The sequence below is a fragment of the Allobranchiibius sp. CTAmp26 genome (genome assembly GCF_017565405.1).
Taxonomy (GTDB): domain Bacteria; phylum Actinomycetota; class Actinomycetes; order Actinomycetales; family Dermatophilaceae; genus Allobranchiibius.
In genome coordinates this window covers 1-17,463 of record NZ_JAGEKR010000004.1, presented here as the reverse complement: position 1 = coordinate 17,463, position 17,463 = coordinate 1, and the positions used below count along the sequence as shown (strand labels likewise).

Annotated in this window: 17 protein-coding genes; 5 read left to right on the top strand and 12 right to left on the bottom strand. The window is 70.7% G+C overall.

Annotated elements, in window-relative coordinates; translation table 11 throughout:
• Nucleotides 1-42: 42 nt before the first annotated feature.
• The 5 genes from J4030_RS02965 to J4030_RS02945 all read right to left on the bottom strand — a co-directional run bounded on the left by J4030_RS02965 (nucleotide 43) and on the right by J4030_RS02945 (nucleotide 7,642).
• Complete coding sequence (locus tag J4030_RS02965) at nucleotides 43-879, bottom strand: class I SAM-dependent methyltransferase (protein ID WP_208047721.1); 837 nt, start codon at nucleotides 877-879, stop codon at nucleotides 43-45.
• Nucleotides 880-1,021: 142 nt separating this feature from the next.
• Entirely contained in the window at nucleotides 1,022-2,821 is a 1,800-nt protein-coding gene (locus J4030_RS02960; RefSeq protein WP_208047720.1) for a hypothetical protein, read from the bottom strand.
• A gap of 76 nt (nucleotides 2,822-2,897) precedes the next feature.
• The gene (locus J4030_RS02955) at nucleotides 2,898-4,880 is read right to left on the bottom strand and encodes an acyltransferase family protein (RefSeq protein WP_208047719.1); all 1,983 of its coding nucleotides are present in this window, start codon (nucleotides 4,878-4,880) and stop codon (nucleotides 2,898-2,900) included.
• A gap of 2 nt (nucleotides 4,881-4,882) precedes the next feature.
• Nucleotides 4,883-6,832 (bottom strand): acyltransferase, encoded by a 1,950-nt coding sequence (locus J4030_RS02950; protein WP_208047718.1) that lies wholly within the window; start codon nucleotides 6,830-6,832, stop codon nucleotides 4,883-4,885.
• Nucleotides 6,833-6,889: 57 nt separating this feature from the next.
• A complete protein-coding gene (locus tag J4030_RS02945) occupies nucleotides 6,890-7,642 on the bottom strand; it encodes a hypothetical protein (RefSeq protein ID WP_208047717.1) in 753 nt (250 codons plus the stop codon).
• 204 nt (nucleotides 7,643-7,846) lie between these two features.
• Here J4030_RS02945 and J4030_RS02940 point away from each other — a divergent pair, with 204 nt between their 5' ends.
• Complete coding sequence (locus J4030_RS02940; RefSeq protein WP_208047716.1) at nucleotides 7,847-8,908, top strand: NDP-sugar synthase; 1,062 nt, start codon at nucleotides 7,847-7,849, stop codon at nucleotides 8,906-8,908.
• Nucleotides 8,909-9,007: 99 nt separating this feature from the next.
• On the opposite strand, the gene pdxS is transcribed toward J4030_RS02940, so the two are convergent.
• From pdxS to J4030_RS02910, 6 genes are all read right to left on the bottom strand, one after another.
• Nucleotides 9,008-9,928: a pyridoxal 5'-phosphate synthase lyase subunit PdxS gene (gene pdxS, locus J4030_RS02935; RefSeq protein ID WP_208047715.1), complete on the bottom strand. Its 921-nt coding sequence runs from the start codon at nucleotides 9,926-9,928 to the stop codon at nucleotides 9,008-9,010.
• 190 nt (nucleotides 9,929-10,118) lie between these two features.
• Nucleotides 10,119-10,679 (bottom strand): hypothetical protein, encoded by a 561-nt coding sequence (locus J4030_RS02930; RefSeq protein ID WP_208047714.1) that lies wholly within the window; start codon nucleotides 10,677-10,679, stop codon nucleotides 10,119-10,121.
• Nucleotides 10,679-11,830, bottom strand: a complete 1,152-nt coding sequence (locus J4030_RS02925; protein WP_243762790.1) for a glycosyltransferase family 4 protein — start codon at nucleotides 11,828-11,830, stop codon at nucleotides 10,679-10,681. Before J4030_RS02925 ends, J4030_RS02930 begins: the two co-directional genes overlap by 1 nt.
• Nucleotides 11,831-11,838: 8 nt before the next feature.
• Entirely contained in the window at nucleotides 11,839-12,765 is a 927-nt protein-coding gene (locus tag J4030_RS02920) for a phosphatidylinositol mannoside acyltransferase (RefSeq protein ID WP_208047712.1), read from the bottom strand.
• The gene (gene pgsA, locus J4030_RS02915; protein ID WP_208047711.1) at nucleotides 12,762-13,457 is read right to left on the bottom strand and encodes a phosphatidylinositol phosphate synthase; all 696 of its coding nucleotides are present in this window, start codon (nucleotides 13,455-13,457) and stop codon (nucleotides 12,762-12,764) included. Before pgsA ends, J4030_RS02920 begins: the two co-directional genes overlap by 4 nt.
• A 13-nt stretch (nucleotides 13,458-13,470) precedes the next feature.
• Nucleotides 13,471-14,031 (bottom strand): HIT domain-containing protein, encoded by a 561-nt coding sequence (locus tag J4030_RS02910; protein WP_208047710.1) that lies wholly within the window; start codon nucleotides 14,029-14,031, stop codon nucleotides 13,471-13,473.
• Between the two features lie 115 nt (nucleotides 14,032-14,146).
• Between J4030_RS02910 and J4030_RS02905 the strand changes: the two genes are divergently transcribed.
• Genes J4030_RS02905 through J4030_RS02890 form a run of 4 tightly spaced genes read left to right on the top strand, consistent with a single transcriptional unit; the run spans nucleotide 14,147 to nucleotide 16,326 of the window.
• Nucleotides 14,147-14,914, top strand: coding sequence for a HipA family kinase (locus J4030_RS02905; RefSeq protein WP_208047709.1), 768 nt, complete (start codon nucleotides 14,147-14,149; stop codon nucleotides 14,912-14,914).
• On the top strand, nucleotides 14,911-15,297 hold the full coding sequence (locus tag J4030_RS02900; protein ID WP_307864529.1) for a DUF3037 domain-containing protein: 387 nt from the start codon (nucleotides 14,911-14,913) through the stop codon (nucleotides 15,295-15,297). The genes J4030_RS02905 and J4030_RS02900 overlap by 4 nt, the downstream gene beginning before the upstream one ends.
• Nucleotides 15,294-15,836: a YbaK/EbsC family protein gene (locus tag J4030_RS02895; protein ID WP_208047708.1), complete on the top strand. Its 543-nt coding sequence runs from the start codon at nucleotides 15,294-15,296 to the stop codon at nucleotides 15,834-15,836. The genes J4030_RS02900 and J4030_RS02895 overlap by 4 nt, the downstream gene beginning before the upstream one ends.
• 55 nt (nucleotides 15,837-15,891) lie before the next feature.
• On the top strand, nucleotides 15,892-16,326 hold the full coding sequence (locus J4030_RS02890; protein ID WP_208047707.1) for a nitroreductase family deazaflavin-dependent oxidoreductase: 435 nt from the start codon (nucleotides 15,892-15,894) through the stop codon (nucleotides 16,324-16,326).
• Between the two features lie 54 nt (nucleotides 16,327-16,380).
• Here J4030_RS02890 and J4030_RS02885 read toward each other — a convergent pair whose 3' ends face one another.
• Complete coding sequence (locus J4030_RS02885) at nucleotides 16,381-17,343, bottom strand: hypothetical protein (RefSeq protein WP_208047706.1); 963 nt, start codon at nucleotides 17,341-17,343, stop codon at nucleotides 16,381-16,383.
• Nucleotides 17,344-17,463 lie beyond the last annotated feature (120 nt).

The following is a 17,463-nucleotide window of genomic DNA, read 5'->3' as shown; positions in this document are numbered from 1 at the left end:
AGCCGAGCGGACGTCGGGAGGCAGCCACCACCGGCGGAAGGCTCAGTCGTTCTTGCCGCCGATCGCGCGGGAGCGTGAGAGCACGACCTTCGCCACGGCCTTGAGCGGCCCCGGGAAGACTCCCGCCGCCTTCCACAGGGTCGCGTTGAGCTTCTCCTGCACCTGCGTCTGGTAGGTGCGCAACGTCTCGTCGGACCGGGAGAGACCGTGGGCCGCAACGGTGCGTTTGAAGACCAGCGCGTGCAGCCCGTTGGACCACCGCGGATCGTCGGCGTGCGCCGCATCCCAGGTCGCGGCGATGCTCCAACCGGGGTGCCGCCGCAGGAAGAGCCGGTGCGCCCGCTGGACCACCGGCCAGCTCGCGTCGTCCACGAGCACGAGGGCTTCGTCGGCCAGCAGCGGCTCGACCACCGCGAGGGCGAGATAGTGCGCGAGGAGGGTGTGCTCGCCGTCGTAGAAGTACACGCCGACCGGCTTGGTGACGGTGCCGAGCTGCGCCATGAGTTTGAAGCAGTCGCCCTCCAGCAGGTGCACCGCCGCGTCCCCGGCGTACCGACGCAGGTTGTCCTCCAGCTCGGTGCGAGCCTCCTGACCGGCCATCCCGAACTCCATGAAGTTCTCCATCACGAAGAAGTCCTTGGAACCGTTGTCCTGCACGGCCGCGCACAGCGACCTGCCCTTGAAGGTGCCGACCTCGAGGTAGGCCTCGTCCTGCGGCAGGACGGACGCCGCGACGTTGAGCACCGCCAGCTCGTTCGGCCCGGTGAACCCGGTGACGTCCTGCGCGATCTGCGCCCACCGCGGGTCGATCGGGTCGGTGTCCTGGGGGTCACCGGGGAAGGCGTGCTCGAGCTGGGTGAAGAACGCGGTGGTATCCATCGACTGCTTTCGACTGAGAGCGACGCTGGCGCCGCAGGCTGTGAGGGCGCTCACTGTACTGGTGGGTAGGAAGATAACCCGGAGCAGCAGGATCTGGCGCCTTGTCCGGCCCGACTCCCGCGTGTCCGCGCGGCGGTGCGGCTCACGCGATCAGCAGGAGCTGCACCGTCACCTGCGACCCGCCGGGGTGAGGGACCACAGTGGTCGTGGCCACGGTCCTCCCCGGGACCACGGGAAGCGACCAGGGACCCGTGCCCGTGCGCTCGCGCAGGACGAGCCGCCACGAGGAGCGGGGTGCATTGCGGGAGCGCCGGAAGTCGTCATCCTGAGGCAGCGGCCAGACAGAGTCGAAGTAGACCTTCTCGCCGCCGGCGACGAGCGCTGCGCAGACCGCGGGACTCAGACTGCTGTAGGAGGTGAGTCCGTATCCCTGGACGACGATGGGTCGGCGCAGCCCACCGTGAGCGCCGAGCAGGTTGCCGGCGGCAGCGACCACCCGACCCGCCAGCCGCTGATCGTCCTGCGACTGCCGAGTCACGTTGTGAACGGCGGGGAGGAGGGCGATCGTGACCGCTACCGCGACGGCCACCACGGCGACGACCGCGCCCGCGGTCCCGCGCCACGCCGGTAGCCGTCTCGTCCTCACCAGCAGCCGCACCACACGTCGGCACACCGCCCATATCGCGATCATCGAGGCGAACAGGGCCGCGGGCTGCACGAGGTCCAGGTAGAGCAGTTGCAGGGGGTAGACCGCGTGGGACCCGGTCCACACCAGAGCGCCGGTGAGGACGAGGCCGACGGCCGCCGCCGAGGCCACCGCCCCGTCGCGACCACTGCCCTGTCGAAAGACGCCCCGACCGGTCCAGATCGCGTGGAACAGCACCGCGACGACGAGAAGTGCCGCCACCGCGCCCGCCGCACCGGGGGTCGACGCCCCCGTATGGCGCAGATGGCCCCCGACGGGCACGACGAGAGCGGCGACGTCCTGCATCGAGGTCCAGACACCGACCATGGGCCCGCTGTGCGCACCGCTGAAGGTGCTGATGAGCTCGGACAGATTGTTCGGATGGTCGACGACGACATCGACCATCGGGGGAAACCACAGCACGACGAGCAGGCCGACACTGATCCAGCCCGGCCGGCGCCACCACAGCGCACGGGACCTGTCCTGGCCCGGGCCCGGGATGGGCCAGACAGCGCCTCGACGATCCCACCAGCGCAGCAGTCCGAGCATCGCGAGGAACGCCGAAAGCACCGCGACGACCGAGAAGTCGATGACCTGGGCCTGCGCGGCGTAGGTGGCGCACCCGACGTACCAGGGCATGGCCTTGTACTGCCCGAGCACCAGACGCCAGGCCAGCACGAGCGCTGCCACCAGGGCGAGCACGGCAGGCCAGGTGTTGAGCGGCTGGACCAGCACGTGACCGAACGATCGTTCGGTCAGCAACACCAGCGCGCCGGCGATCCAGGCGCCGTTGAGCCCGACGGCCCGGTACGCGTGCCAGACCGCGATCGCGACGAAGGAACACGCGACGATCGCGTCGCCCACGATGATCGACCACCCGGCGAAGCCGGTCACGGCGTAAGGGACGGCGAGGAGATAGAACTCCATCGGACCCGGGTGATGGGCGTACACGCCCGGACTGCTCACGTTGCTCGTCGAGCGCATCCCGACCAGCGGCGGGTGGGCGGACCAGACGTCGTGGATCCGCACCGCCACGAGCGCTTCATCGCCCTGGGGTACCCATCCGTGCGCCAGCACGGTCACCACGAAGTACAGGAGCGGAAGACAGAGCAGGGCTATGCCGACGATGACCCGGCGACCTTCGTTCTCGCGGGAGAGGAGAGCCGCGCGTCGTATCCCGGACCGTCGCGGACGCGGAGCCGATGAGTCGGTCACACCGTCGCCCACGTCGGCGCGAGGGCCCCCCATGCTCGCCACCGGTGCAGCGTACGACGACCACGCGTGTCTGAGCCGCACCCGCGGCGTGGAGCCATGCGGGTCGTGATGCGCGAGGTCAGCGCAGGTCGTCGACGATGGCCGGAGCCAGCCAGCTCCAGATCAGTTGCGCACCGCCCTGGGTGAAGTGGACGCCGTCCTGGTAGAGCGCGGTCCCGTTCATCACGGGGTGGTAGCCGGTGGCGCACAGCCGGGAGTCCAGGTCCAGCAGGTGCACACCCTGGGCTGCGTGCTGGGCGACCCATCCGGAGATGACGCCGTTGATCCACGTCGTGTCCAGCACGATCGGCGTGCTGCCGAGGTTCTGTTGCGCCGCGACGGGCAGCGTCTCCAGGTGCAGCACGCGACACGGGACGTTCATCAGGTCCAGCTCCCTCGCGCCCGTCCGCTCGTACGAAGCGAGCAGCGCGTCGAGGCTGCCCAGCACGGCGCGTCGTAGCTGCGGCGAACGGGGTGGAGCCTTCCGGCCGTCGATCTGCAGCGGCAGGGTGAACGCGAGCCCGGCGGGGGCCAGCACGACATCGGCTCCCGCGGACCGGACCTGCCCCGGCCATTGCCGACGCCACGCCGGACAGTGCGGATCCTCGGCGATGACACGGCTGCCGAACACGACCGTCGCCGCCGTGAAGTCGCAGCCGCCGTACGCGGCGTAGCGCAGCAGGTCGAAGCCGGCGTATCGGGCGCTGTCGAAACCGTCCGCAATCGAGGCCGGGATGGAGTCCCCGACGATGGCCACCTTGACCGGTCGCGGCGGCGCGACGTAGGTCACCTGCCGGTCCAGTGGTCTGCCGTTCCAGGTGGAGGCGTCGGCCGGGGGCAGGACGAACTGGGCGACCAGGGCGAGGACCGCGACCGAGCCGACGACCGCCGGCCCCGCCCAGCTGCGGCCGCGGCGGATCAGCGCGCCGAACCCGTCCTGCATCACCGGGATCTCCAGCAGCCGGTAGGAGGCGACCGAGACGCACCAGGTCACCAGGAACTGCACCGCACCCTGCACGACGACGGGGGCGTGCGGGACGTGCAGCCACAGGCTGATGGGCCAGTGGTAGAGGTACATGCCGTAGGAGATCTGACCGAAGTGCACGAGGACCCGGTTGCCCACGATGCGGTTGATCAGCAGGTCGCGGCTGTCCAGCGCGCTGACGCCCATCAGTGCCGCGAGGATCGCGAAGACAAGCAGACCGCCGTCGCGGAACACCCACACGCTCGCGTCGCCCAGCACGAAGAACGCCGACACCGAGGCGATCGTGCCGATGATCCCGAAGGTGTTGGCGACCGCGAGAGGGATCTCGCGACGTCGTACGCCGCGCACCTTGGTGTGCAGGAACGCGACGGCGACGCCGACCAGCAGCGCCTGGGATCGCACGTCGGTGCCGTAGTAGAGCCTGCTGAAGGTGGCCGTCGACGTGCCGACCAGATACGCCGTCCACCCGGCGCCGAGGACCGCCAGGGCGGCGACGACGGCGGCCCGCACCATCTTGCGGCGCGAGATCAGATACAGGAGCCCGATCAGGGCCGGGACGAACAGATAGAACTGCTCCTCCACCGCCAGCGTCCAGACGTGCCGCAGCGGCGACGGTGCGTCGAAGAGGTCGAAGTACTGGTCGTTGCGGGCGATCAGGCGCCAGTTCAGCCAGAACGTCGCGGTCGCGAACGCGTCACCTGCGGTCCTCGCCCGGTGGGTCTCGCTCCCGTCGAGCGCAGCGTGCACGAGCACCGCCAGAACCAGGACGGTCATGGCCGGCACGATCCGTCGCGCGCGACGCACGTAGAAGGTCCACGCATCGAGCGCGCCCGTCCGCTCCCGCTCCTTGATGAGCATCGTGGCGATCAGGAAGCCGGAGAAGACGAAGAAGTGGTTGATGCCGATCCAACCGCCGACCAGCCCGGTGACGCCGAAGTGGTAGGCGACGACGAGCAGGATGAACAGACCGCGGTACCCGTCGATCGCCCGCCGGTAGCCGCGGCCGCGCCGGTCGAGATCCGTGCTCAGGGCGGCGCGGACGGTGCGCATCACCCGGGAGTCGGTCAGAGCGACCATCCCTATCCCCCGCTCCCGGAGGCACCGGCTGCCGCGCGGATCTGCGGCGCGAGCCAGGTCCAGATCATCGGCGCCGCCGCCGCGGTGAAGTGCACCTGGTCCCGATAGAGCGTCGTGCCGTTCAGTTCCGGCTGGAAGCCGTCCCCGCACAACGCGCCGTACAGGTCGATGACGTGGGCCCCGTTGCGCGCGGCCCACGCTGTGATCAGCGCGTTGAGCGCGACGGGTCGCGTCACCTGCCGGGCGGTCTGCTGGGAGTGCTCGAACCACGGCTCGAAGTCGGTGGGCCACCGGCTCACGTCCGGTTGCCGGCACGGGACCGTCACGACGCTGACGCTGCGCACACCCGCCGCGAGCGCGGCGGCCCGGTAGGCGGACAGCGCCGCATCGACGGATGCACGGTAGGACGCGTCGTTCAGGTCGACCGCGGCCCCGGACGGCCCGCTGTGCGGCAGGGCCAGCGTCAGGCCGCCGAAGATGACCAGCTCGGAGGACCCCGAGCGCTTCAGCAGCGTCGCCAGGTCGCGTTTGGTGGAGGTGCACTGCGCAGGCTGCACCGAGACGGCCCGATCGGCATACCGCGCATCGACCAGGTCACACCCCGGCGAGGCGAGGTTGGTGAGCTGCAGGTCCGGATAGGTGCCCGGGCGCTTCTGCTGCACCAGCAGATCGGGCACCGAGTCGCCGAAGATCGCCACTCTCGTGGTCGTGGCGGCCGGCCGGTACGTCGGGGTGCCCGCCACGAGCATCGGCACCGGCCCGTTGCCGGAGGCAGGTGCAGCGCCCGCGGTGAACGCGAGCACGACGACCGCGGCCAGCGCACCGGCGACCACCGCGCGCGAGGTCCGCAGCGACGGGACGAGGGCGCGCACCCCGCCGCGGAGGACGGGGCGTTCGACGAAGCGGTACGACGTCGCGGCCAGCGCAAGCGTCAGGCTCATCCCGAACAGCAGGGTCGGCGCGGCGCCGATCCCGGGGCGGGCCCGCTGCAACCACAGCAGCACCGGCCAGTGCCACAGGTAGAGCCCGTAGGAGATGCGTCCGAGGTAGGCGAACGGCCGCCAGCCGAGCACGGTACGCAACAGGGACCGCCTGCCGTCCGCGCAGGCCAGGACCAGTGCGGCGGACGCGAGCGCGAACAGGAGGATGCCGCCGTCGTCATACATGAAGGGCTGGAAGGAGGAGACGCCGAGGTAGGCGTAGACCATCGCCGCGAGGCCGCCCCACCCGAGCACCGCGACGAGAGGGGCGGGCAAGCGCACCTCCTCGGCCCGGCGACGACGCAGACCGGTCGCGAACGCGAGGGCGGCTCCGACGCACAGCGCCTGAGCGCGGGTGTCGGTGCCGTAGTAGGCGTGGGTCTGAGCCGCCTCGGTGGCGACGCCGATATGTGCGGTCCACACCGCGCTCACCGACGCCAGCGCGAGCAGCACGCCCGCCTGCACCTCGCGGCTGCGTACCCATCGCACCAGCAGGAGCACCACCAAGGGCACGAAGAAGTAGAACTGCTCCTCGACCGACAGGGTCCAGGCGTGCCGCAGGAAGGAGGGGTTGAACACCCCGAAGTACTGGTCCTGACGCAGGATCAGGTGCCAGTTCTGGACGTAGAACAAGGTGGCCAGGATGTCGCTGCGCAACGGCGTGCGCACCTCGTCCGGCGCGATGAAGGTGCCGTAGGCGCCCAGTGCGACCAGCAGCAGGAACAGGCCGGGCAGCAACCGCCGCGCCCTGCGCCGGTAAAAGCCCAGCACGTCCAGCCGCCCCGACCGTGCGTGCTCCTCGATGAGCAGCCGGGTGATCAGGTAGGCCGAGAGGACGAAGAAGAGGTTGATGCCCACCCAGGCGCCCTGCAGGAACGTCGCACCGAAGTGGAACGCCATGAAGAGCACCATCGCGGTGCCGCGGACGCCGTCGAGGGCGGGCGAATAGCGATAGAGCGTGCGACGGGGCATCAGGAGGCAGAGGCCATGAGGGTGGGTGCGGCGGACACAGGCCCGCAGCCGGCAGCGTCAGCGACGGCTGCGCGGACCCTCCGGTTCGTCGTACTCACCGTCGAAGACGTCGTCGTCGACGCGGGGCCGGGCGCGCTGGCTGAGACGGTCGCCGAAGGGACGCCGCAGCGAACTGCGCGGCTCCTCCTCGGCCGAACCGTCGTCGGCCGCGTCTTCGTGCGCAGCGTGGGCGGGTGCGGTGTCGACCGCCGACCGGCCTTCACCGGCGGATTCCGCCCGCCGGGGAGCGGGCGACGCCCCGCCGACACGAGCGGGTGAGGTGCGGGCGGGCGCCGCGCGCACCGGGGTCCGTTCGCCGCCGACCCCGGCGGGATCGGCTTGCGCTTCGTGGTCCGAAGCACCGCTGTCAGTTCGGCGACCGCCCCGACTGCCCCGCGACGGCAGGTCGTCGGCGTCGTCGTCGTACCCGTCGTCGAACCCGGGGCGGGGTGTGCGCGTACGGGTCGAGGTGTCGAAGCCGAAGAGGGCGGCGCCCACGCCGGCCAGCACCAGGCCGCCGGCTCCGAGGGCAACGGCCCGGTACCGGGCGCCGCTGTCGACCGCGGAGCAGTAGGTCTTGCCGAATGAGTCGTTGTTGGGACTGACGGCCGTGCCGCAGCCGAAGTTCGGGCCCGACTTCGACGTCACGCTGAGCGGCACGACGGCGACGTAGATGGCGGCGATGATCAGCGCGAGCCCCACCAGCAGCGTCACCTTCGTGCCGGTGCGGGGGACGTACACGGTGCGGGTCTGACCGGACTCGGATGGCATGTCGGGAATAGTAGCTGTGCTGCACGTCACCTGGTTACCAACGGGTATCTATACTCGACGGCGCATTCGATGACCGTCGATTTCCAAGGGAGCGCGTGTGCCGCAGGAGCTGAACGACGGGGATGTGACGCCGAGCGCGATGCCCTGGATCCAGCCTGGTTCGCACAGCCTGCAGACGTCGCCCAGCCGATGAGCGGTCCGGCCGTGGCTGCCGTCTCTTCACCGGCCCGCACCTCCGCCGTCGTCCTGGCGGGCGGTCTCGGCACCCGGCTCGCGCCGCTCACCGACAACACCCCCAAACCGCTGCTGCCCGTCGCCGGTGAGCCGGTGGTGGCCCACCAGCTGCGGTGGCTCGCCGCCGCCGGGGTCACCCGGGTCGTGCTCACCACGTCCTACCGGGCGGAGCAGTTCGCGCCCACGCTCGGCGACGGGTCGGCGTACGGCGTGCACCTCACCTACTGTCACGAGGAGCACCCGCTCGGCACCGGCGGTGCGCTGGTGGCGGCGGTCGACCGGCTGGCGCCCGCGCCGGGTGAGACGCTGCTGGTGCTCAACGGCGACCAGCTCACCGGTCACGACGTACGGCGTCAGCTCTTTCTCTTCCAGGACGCGCGGTCCGCGCAGGGGTGTGTCGCCAGCATCCACGCGCGGCCGGTCGACGACGCACGCGCGTACGGCCTGCTCTCGCTGGATGCGCACGACCGGGTGCTCGCGTTCGAGGAGAAGCCCCTCGGTCCGGACCCGGTCGCCGGCATCGTCAACGCTGGCACCTACGTGCTCGACCCCGCCTGCCTGCGCGACGTGCCGCGCGGCGAGGTGGTCAGTTTCGAGCGTGACGTGATGCCGGCGCTGCTGCGCAACGGCGCCATGGTGACGGCGTACGTGCAGGACGCGTACGGCGTGGACGTCGGCACCCCGGAGACCCTGGTGGCGGCCTCGCGGGACGCGGTGCTGCGCTCCGGGCCGGCACTGATCGACCCCGGCGCGTCGGTCGACCCGACGGCCTCCGTGCTCGGCGGCTCCTACGTCGGGCCGGGCGCGCAGATCGGAGCCGCCGCCGTGGTCGACGGGAGCATCGTGATGGCCGACGCCCACGTCGGCGCGGGAGTCGTGGTGCAGCAGTCGGTGGTCGGGCAGCGCGCGCAGGTTGAGAGCCCGATCATCCTGCAGGACAACGTGATCGGCGACGACGCTCTGGTCGAAGCGGGCCACGGCCCCGAACCGGGCGAACGGGTCCCCACGGGCGTCGTACTCCCCCGGCCCTGACCGTTCCTTACATCGAGCGGAGGGGTCCGGCGTCGAGCGGAGGGGTTGTTTCCCCTCCGCTCGCGCGCGGACCCCTCCGCTCGGTGGGGATGTGAGCGGTTACCAGCCGCGTTCGGCCAGCCGGTGCGGCTCGGGGATCTCGTCGACGTTGATGCCGACCATGGCCTCGCCGAGACCGCGGGAGACCTTGGCGATCATGTCGGGGTCGTCGTAGAAGGTGGTGGCCTTCACGATGGCCTCCGCGCGCTGGACCGGGTTGCCCGACTTGAAGATGCCCGAGCCGACGAAGACACCCTCGGCGCCCAGCTGCATCATCATGGCGGCGTCCGCGGGGGTCGCGATGCCACCGGCGGTGAAGAGGACGACGGGCAGCTTGCCGAGGCCCGCGACCTCCTTGACCAGCTCGTACGGCGCCTGCAGCTCCTTCGCGGCGACGTAGAGCTCGTCGTCGGCCAACGTGGTCAGGCGGCGGATCTCGGCGCGGATGGTGCGCATGTGCGTGGTGGCGTTGGAGACGTCACCGGTGCCGGCCTCACCCTTGGAGCGGATCATCGCCGCGCCCTCGGTGATGCGGCGCAGTGCCTCGCCCAGGTTGGTCGCACCGCAGACGAACGGCGCGGTGAACTCCCACTTGTCGATGTGGTTCGCGTAGTCGGCCGGGGTCAGCACCTCGGACTCGTCGATGTAGTCCACGCCGAGGCTCTGCAACACCTGCGCCTCGACGAAGTGGCCGATCCGCGCCTTGGCCATCACCGGGATCGACACGGTCTCGATGATGCTGTCGATCATGTCCGGGTCGGACGCACGGGACACCCCGCCCTGCGCGCGGATGTCGGCGGGCACCCGCTCCAGCGCCATCACCGCGACGGCACCGGCGTCCTCGGCGATCTTCGCCTGCTCGGCGGTGACCACGTCCATGATCACGCCGCCCTTGAGCATCTCGGCCATCCCGCGCTTGACGTGGGCGGTGCCGGTGCGGCCGCCACCCTGGGGCTGGGCGTCGGTGGTCTGCGAGGTCATGGCGGGCTCCTTGAACGGGTACGACGAACGGTCTCCGACCAGCGTACAAGCGCCGCACGGCCGCAAAGTGCCACGCCGGCGTTGTTGGCCTCTATCGGTCACGACAGGTTGCGGTCAGCACGGTGGCTGCACACAACGGGAGTATCTGCGCGCTCCATCGAGCACGCGCGTACTCCCGATGCGCGTGGGCTCAGTCGGCCTGTGGGATGCGGTCGTCGAACTGGACCATCTGCGGCAGGTGGGTGCGCCCGGCGAGCCGGAAGAGTCGCACGACGGGCTTGCCGCGTACCCGGCGCACGTCGCGCACGGCGTCGTCGTGGAAGCGGCGGGCGAGCTTAACCCGGGCACCGGCCTGCTGCACCAGATGCGCGTACTCCGCAACACCCTCTTGCGCAACGGTTTCGGGTGTCAGTACGGCGAGCAGCGTCGTCGTGAGATCCGACTCGATGGCGGCACGCTCGTGGTCGACTCCGTGCTCCTGCACCTCCGAGCGCACCTCGGTCGCGTCCGACGCGTCGAGCGACGAGCCCGCGGCGTCCGCCAGCAGCATCGAGCTCGCCGGGTCGAGCAGACCGGAGTTGGCCAGCTCCATGCTGGTCTCGGCGCGGCGTACGAGCTGGGCGTCCAAGGCCGAGAGCGACCCCTCCACCCGGCCGTGCAGCCGGTCCAATCGTGCCGCGCTGTAGGACAGGTACCACGAGACCAGCGCGAGCACGGCGACCGCGAACGCGACCCAGCCCCACGGATACATCAACGCACTCCTCGACGGCGGGCGACCAGGCGTCGCGGGGCACTGACCGGGACCCCGGCCGACACGACGGTCTCGTAGACGTTCATCACCTGAGACGCCACCCGCGACCAGTCGAACTCCTGCGCGCGCGCCATCCCCGCGGTGCGGTAGGCGTGGCGCGCGTCGGTGTCGGCGAGCAGCGAGAGCGCCTGTCGTGCCAGGTCTTCGGGGTCCGCGGACCGGAAGAGCCGGCCGTCGGCCCCGTCGCGGAGCACCGCGCGGAACGCCTCGAGGTCGCTGGCGAGGACGGGGGCGCCGGCACTCATCGCCTCGATCAGGATGATCCCGAAGCTCTCGCCGCCGGTGTTCGGCGCGACGTAGGCGTCGGCCGAGGCGAGCAGGCTCGCCTTCTCCTGGTCGGTGACGGCACCGAGCATCTCGACGGCGGTGGCGACCCGGTCCGGTACGCCGTGCAGCGCCTCGCGGGCATCGCCCGGCCCGGCGATCAGCAGCCGCAGCCCCGGGCGCGCGTCCAGCAGCCGCGGCATCGCGTCGAGCAGTACCGGCAGGCCCTTGCGGGGTTCGTTGATCCGGCCGAGGAAGGCCAGCGTCGGGCGCTCCGGCGTGCCCTGCCACCAGGGTGCACGTGCCGCGGCGGCGAACGGCTCGACGTACACGCCGTTCGGGATGACGACCGCATCACCGCCCAGGTGGCGGCGCACGGTGTCGCGGGCCTCCTGCGACACCGCGATCCGGCCGACCACCTTCTCCAGCCCGGGCTGGAGGATCGGTTGGGCGGCATGCATGACGCGCGAACGCATGGTGGCGGTGTGGAACGTCGCCACGAGGGGTTGCTCGGCCGCCCACATCGTCAGCATCGAGAGACTGGGGCTGACCGGTTCGTGCACGTGGATCACGTCGAACTCCCCCCGCTCGACCCACTTCGCGACCCGGGAGGCGGTCACCGGGCCGAAGAGCAGGCGGGCGACCGACCCGTTGTAGGGCACCGGCACCGCGCGCCCGGCCCCGGTGACGTACGCCGGCAGCGGGGTGTCCTCGTCGGCCGGCGCCAGCACGCTCACCCCGTGCCCCTGGGCCAGGTAGAACTCCGCCAGGTCGCGGATGTGCAGCTGCACTCCCCCGGGCACGTCGAAGGAGTAGGGGCTGACCATCCCGATCCTCACGACGACGCCGCCGTGCCCAGGTCCTCCACGAAGACCCGCTGCATCATGTGCCAGTCCTGCGTGTGGGTGCGGATCGTGTCGCCCAAGGCGTCCGCGCACTGCTGGGTCATGGCGGCGATCTTCTCGCGATCGGTGCCCTCGGCGGGGACGATCACGCGGGGTCCGAAGTCGGCGACCACGCGCTGGATGGCGCGGCCGGGCAGCTTCTCGTAGGTCACGCTCAACGGGTAGAGCGCGGCACCGGTCTCCAAGGCCAGCCGTGCGGGCCCGGCCGCCATGCGCGCGGGATGCCCGCACAACTGCACCTGCACGCCACGCGAGGTGAGGTCGCGGTCGGACAGCAGCGGCACGAACCCGCCCGCGCGTACGGCGGCGACCAGCTCCGGGTAGGGCTCGGCACCGCCGGTCAGCGGCAGGATCCGGATGCCGAGGCTGGCGCGGTAGTCCACGAACTGCTGGAAGAGCGCCTCCGGCTTGAGGCGCTCGGCAACAGTGGTGACCCGGGCGAAGTTGCGGGTGGCCCAGGCCCCGCACATGTCCCAGTTGCCCAGATGGCCGAGGAAGAGGATCACCGCGTCGCCGCCGTCGAGGAGCTCCTTGGCCTCCGGGCCGTTTCCCGCCAGCCGCAGCATCTGGTCGATGTCGTCGCTGCCGGCGACCTGCTCGAGGCGGAACGCGTCGCACCAGTAGCGCAGGTAGGACCGCATGCCCTGCCGCACGAGCTCGTCGAGCTGGACGTCGTCCAGCTCGGGGCGGACCCGGGCGTAGTTGGCGCGCATCCGCTGCACGTCCTTGCCGCCACGGGCGGTGAGACGGTCGGCGATGCGCTCGAACATGGCGTACGCCGCCCGCTCGGGCAGCCGTCGTACGAGCGCCCACCCGGTGCGGAACCCCGCCAGGGTGAGCTGGTCGGCGAGGTTCACTCCACGCCCGGGGTGCTGCTCTCCCCGGTGGCGCGGGCGGCGGCCGCGTCGCGCGTGCCCTCGGCGGAGAGCGCCTGGGTGCGCACCGTCAGCATCCGCTGCAGCACCGTGACGAAGCTGAGCACGGCGAGCACCGCGAGTGTGATGCCCTCGACCCAGTTTCCGACGGCGTTGCCGTCCTTGATCAGGTTGCCGATGCCGACCAGGCCGGTGACCACCAGGATTGCGACCAGCCGGTCGGCGCGTTCGGCGATGCCGACGTTCGCGGTCATCCCGAGTCCCTCGGCGCGGGCCTTGGAATAGGACACGACACTGCCGAGGATCAGACAGGCCAGTGCCAGCGTCGCGATGAGGATGTTGTCTCCGCGATCGGCGTAGTAGAGCACCAGTCCGCCAAAGATCGCGGCGTCGCCGAAGCGGTCGAGCGTGGAGTCGAGGTAGGCGCCCCAGTTGCTCGACCGGCCGAGCTGGCGGGCCATGTTGCCGTCGATCAGATCCGAGAACACGAACGCCGTGATGAACAGCGTGCCCCAGAAGAACTGCCCGATCGGGTAGAAGACGAGCGCACCGACCATGACGCCGAGCGTGCCGACGATGGTGATGACGTCCGGGCTGATGCCGCACTTGATGAAGAAGCGTGCGGTGGGAGTGAGGAGTTTGGTGAAGAAGGCGCGCGCGAATCGGTTGAGCATGGTGGCGCCGAGACTACCGGGGGTCGGCGCCCTGCTCCTGCCCCCACGCGGCGGCGAGCCGACTGCGGGTGTCCTCCAGCAACTCCGGAAGGGCCTTCGTCTGCCCGATGATCGGCAGGAAGTTCGCATCACCGCCCCACCTGGGTACGACGTGCTGGTGCAGGTGCGCGGCCACGCCGGCACCGGCGACCGCGCCCTGGTTCATCCCGATGTTGAAGCCGTGCGGCTGCGAGACCTGCGTGATCGTCCGGATCGCGGCCTTGGTCAGCTCCCCGAACTCCAGGGTCTCCTCGGCGGTGAGGTCGACGTAGAGCGGCACGTGCCGGTAGGGGCATACGAGCAGGTGCCCGGGGTTGTACGGGAAGAGGTTCATCACGACGTAGCAGGTGCGGCCGCGGTGCACGATCAGCCCGTCGGCGTCGCTCTTGCCGGGGGCTGAGCAGAACGGGCAGCCGGCGTCGTCGTCGTCCGCCGGCTTGTCCTCTCGGATGTAGGCCATCCGGTGGGGCGTCCAGAGCCGCTCGAAACCGTCCGGCACGCGGGCGAATTCGCGCTGGTCCTCCACCTCTGGCATGCGCTCGATCCTAGGCGGCGCGGGTGGGTGACGGTCGCGCGGTCGATTGTCAGCGTCCTCGTGATGCCGACACCAGGAATCCGCTGACAACCGCGGGACTCGATAGCCTCGCCTCGTGCTCCCCACCGCCCGTGCCATCCGGTACGTCGTCCCGCTGCGGGAGGGCGGGTCACTGCCGGGCGTCGTCGAGGCCGACGACGAGGGCACCTGGGTGCTGAAGTTCCGCGGTGCCGGACAGGGCGTGAAGGCGCTGGTCGCCGAGGTCGTCGTCGGTGAGTTGGGCCGCACCCTCGGGATCCGGGTCCCCATGCTGAAGGCCGTCGAGCTCCCCGCCCAGATCGCCCGGTACGAGGCGGACGAGGAGGTGCAGGACCTGCTCACCGCGAGCGTGGGCCTCAACCTGGGCGTCGATCTGCTGCCCGGAGCGTTCAACTACGACCCGGCATACCCGCCGTCGGCCGACGAAGCCGCTGCGATCCTGTGGCTGGACGCGTACACCGCGAACATCGATCGCACGCCGCACAACCCCAATCTGCTGCGGTGGCACCGCAACACCTGGTGCATCGACCACGGCGCGGCGCTCTACTTCCACCATTCCTGGCCCTCCCGCGGCGCTGATGCGGCGCGCTTCGCGGCGCAGCCCTTCGACGCCTCGACGCACGTGCTGCGGCCGGTCGCGCGCGACCTGGCGCAGACGCACGAGCGCCTGGCCGCGCACGTCACCGCCCCGGCGCTGCACGCCGTCCTCGACCTCGTGCCCGACGAGTGGCTCGAACCCGCGCCCGGGTTGCTCGATCCCGCAGCGGTGCGATCGGCGTACGTCGAGCACCTGCTCGCTCGTCTCGCGTCGCCCGGGCCGTGGCTGCCGCAGGATCCGTCGTGAGTGCACTGCTCGGCTACCAGTACGTCGTGCTGCGCTGCGTCCCGTCGGCGGTGCGCGAGGAGTTCCTCAACGTCGGCGTCGTCCTCTACTGCCAGCAGGCTGCGTTCCTGCACGTCGCCTGGTCGGTGGACGACGCGCGCCTGCGGGCGTTCTCGCCGACCCTCGACCCGGCGGAGGTGCGCGCTGCCCTGGCGACAGTCGAGGCCACCTGCCGCGACGGCGCCGTCGAGGGGCGCCCTGACCTCGCCGGGCTCGGGCCTCGCTTCGGTTGGCTGGCGGCTCCGCGCTCCACGGTGCTGCGCCCCGGCCCCGGCCACGGTGGCCTCACGACCGACCCCGCAGCCGAGCTGGCCCGGCTGCTTGCGGTATTGGTGGAGGTATGACGAGCGAATTCCTGATCTGGGAACCGGCCACCGACCACCCGGAGCTGATGGCCGACCCCACACGGCTGGCCCTGGTCGACCTCGCCGACCGTGACGCCGTCCGCGCGTGCTCGATCGACCCCGACATCGCCGACACCGCAACGCTAGTCGCGACGTCCGGGTACCCGTTGGAGCAGTGCGCCAACTGCGTCATCGTCGCCGGCAAGCGGGATGGCATGGAGCGGATCGCCGCGCTCGTGGTCCTGGCGCACACCCGCGCCGACGTCAACGGCGTCGTGCGCCGCACCCTCGACGTGCGCAAGCTGTCGTTCATGTCCCAGGACGCCGCGGTCGAACGCACCGGGATGGAGTACGGCGGCATCACCCCGCTGGGCCTGCCGCCGGAGTGGCCGATCTACGTCGACGCGGCCGTTGCGCACACCGACCCGGTGATGATCGGATCGGGCCTACGTCGCGGCAAACTGGAGCTGCCCGGCGCCGTCCTCGCGGCGCTGCCGGGCGCTCAGATCGTCGAAGGGCTCGCACGCATCGCGGAATGATGCCCGACCCTTCCGCTGTTGAAGGTCATACACGTCCACGAACGAGGAGAAACGCATGCCCCTCACGGGTGAGTACGCCGAAGAGAAGACCGAGTGGGTCAGGGATCAGCTGGCCAAGATCGACGACGCCGGCACCACCGAGGTCGTCGGGGTGCAGGGCATGGCGGTCGTCGTCTACACGGTGCGCAGCGCCAAGACCGGCAAGCTGCGCCGAGTGCCGCTGATGCGGGTCGAGCACGACGGTGCGTACGCCGCGGTGGCGTCATACGGCGGCGCGCCGAAGCACCCCGCCTGGTACTACAACTTCGTGGCCAACCCGCAGGTCGAGGTCTTCGACGGCACCGCGCACCACGACGGCGTCGCGCGTCGCATCGAGGGTGCGGAGCGAGCCGAGTGGTGGGAGCGCGCGGTCGCCGCCTACCCGCCGTACGCCGAATACCAGACCAAGACCGACCGGGAGATCCCCGTCTTCATCGTCGAGCCCGCCTGATCCTCCCTCGTTTTGGACATGCACGGCGGGGCAGATATGCCCCGCCGTGCATGGTCACATCGCCGGAGCCTGGCGGTAGGCCCGGACCACCTGGCGCATGAACCGCGCCGGCTCGGTCCGTAGCCCCATCAGCGGGATGCGCAGCACCCGCTCGCGGCCCAGCACGAGGTCGTTCTGCCGCAGCGCGTCGTCCATGACCGCGTCCTCGTCGAGATGGTGCACACCGTCGATCTCGACGAGGAGCCCGACCGACTCCCAGCCTGCATCGACGTACGCCACTCCACTCGGTCGCACTCGCCGGATCTGCCGGTTCGGTCGAGGCAGACCGTACGCCGCGCACAGCGCGCCGAAATCGAGTTCGCCAAGAGATTCGGCGCCATCGCAGACGTCCCGGATCACCTGATCGAGCAGGCTGCGCTTCGCCGAATACGTGATCCCGTCCCAGGTCGCGATGAGTCGTCCGCGATCGACGATCCGCTGCTGCACGCTCATCGACACGAGCAGGGCAGCCGTGCGATCCGTGCGTGCCCAGGCGGCGGCGCGCAGGCAGGCGAGTTCCGGTCGGACCCGCGGCACCGATGAATAGATCACCGGTCCCACGGTGTTCGGTCGGTGCACGGTGACCCCGGGCGACCGATGCACCCGGTTCGACGACGGGACGCTGACGTGCACCGTCTCCTCCTCGAACTTCCGCAGCCCGGCCGCGGTGAGAGCGGTGACACCGTCGAGCACGGCACCTGGTCCGCTCTCCCACACCGCGCTCCACCATCGGCACTCGTCTGCGAGTTCGGCTCCGGCCAGCAGCACCGTATGACGTCCGACGAGCCGCCACCGGCCGGCCCGGATCTCGGTGCGCAGGTCCGCGCGGGTCACTCCTTCGCGCAGCAGGACCGCTCGATGAGCGACCCCTGCGTGATCAGCGGCGACTCGTGCGAACGCGGCCGCCCGCAGGCTGCGCCGACTCGGCGTACCAGCGGCGGACTGCCTCGACGCGAGGCCCTCGTCGGTGGCGGTCATAGACCCATCGCACGTCGACGGACGCCTCCGCGAGCGGTCCGAGCACCTCGCTGTGGACAAGGCCCTCGTCAATCAAGGGGTGTGGACGGGGCCAAAGAATTGGACATGCACACCGGGGCA

Excerpts from the sequence above, each read along its gene's own strand:
- J4030_RS02965 (WP_208047721.1), bottom strand. The coding sequence starts at position 879 with ATGGATACCACCGCGTTCTTCACCCAGCTCGAGCACGCCTTCCCCGGT.
- J4030_RS02955 (WP_208047719.1), bottom strand. The coding sequence starts at position 4,880 with ATGGTCGCTCTGACCGACTCCCGGGTGATGCGCACCGTCCGCGCCGCC.
- J4030_RS02950 (WP_208047718.1), bottom strand. The coding sequence starts at position 6,832 with ATGCCCCGTCGCACGCTCTATCGCTATTCGCCCGCCCTCGACGGCGTC.
- J4030_RS02945 (WP_208047717.1), bottom strand. The coding sequence starts at position 7,642 with ATGCCATCCGAGTCCGGTCAGACCCGCACCGTGTACGTCCCCCGCACC.
- pdxS (WP_208047715.1), bottom strand. The coding sequence starts at position 9,928 with ATGACCTCGCAGACCACCGACGCCCAGCCCCAGGGTGGCGGCCGCACC.
- J4030_RS02930 (WP_208047714.1), bottom strand. The coding sequence starts at position 10,679 with ATGTATCCGTGGGGCTGGGTCGCGTTCGCGGTCGCCGTGCTCGCGCTG.
- J4030_RS02925 (WP_243762790.1), bottom strand. The coding sequence starts at position 11,830 with ATGGTCAGCCCCTACTCCTTCGACGTGCCCGGGGGAGTGCAGCTGCAC.
- pgsA (WP_208047711.1), bottom strand. The coding sequence starts at position 13,457 with ATGCTCAACCGATTCGCGCGCGCCTTCTTCACCAAACTCCTCACTCCC.
- J4030_RS02910 (WP_208047710.1), bottom strand. The coding sequence starts at position 14,031 with ATGCCAGAGGTGGAGGACCAGCGCGAATTCGCCCGCGTGCCGGACGGT.
- J4030_RS02895 (WP_208047708.1), top strand. The coding sequence starts at position 15,294 with ATGACGAGCGAATTCCTGATCTGGGAACCGGCCACCGACCACCCGGAG.
- J4030_RS02890 (WP_208047707.1), top strand. The coding sequence starts at position 15,892 with ATGCCCCTCACGGGTGAGTACGCCGAAGAGAAGACCGAGTGGGTCAGG.
- J4030_RS02885 (WP_208047706.1), bottom strand. The coding sequence starts at position 17,343 with ATGACCGCCACCGACGAGGGCCTCGCGTCGAGGCAGTCCGCCGCTGGT.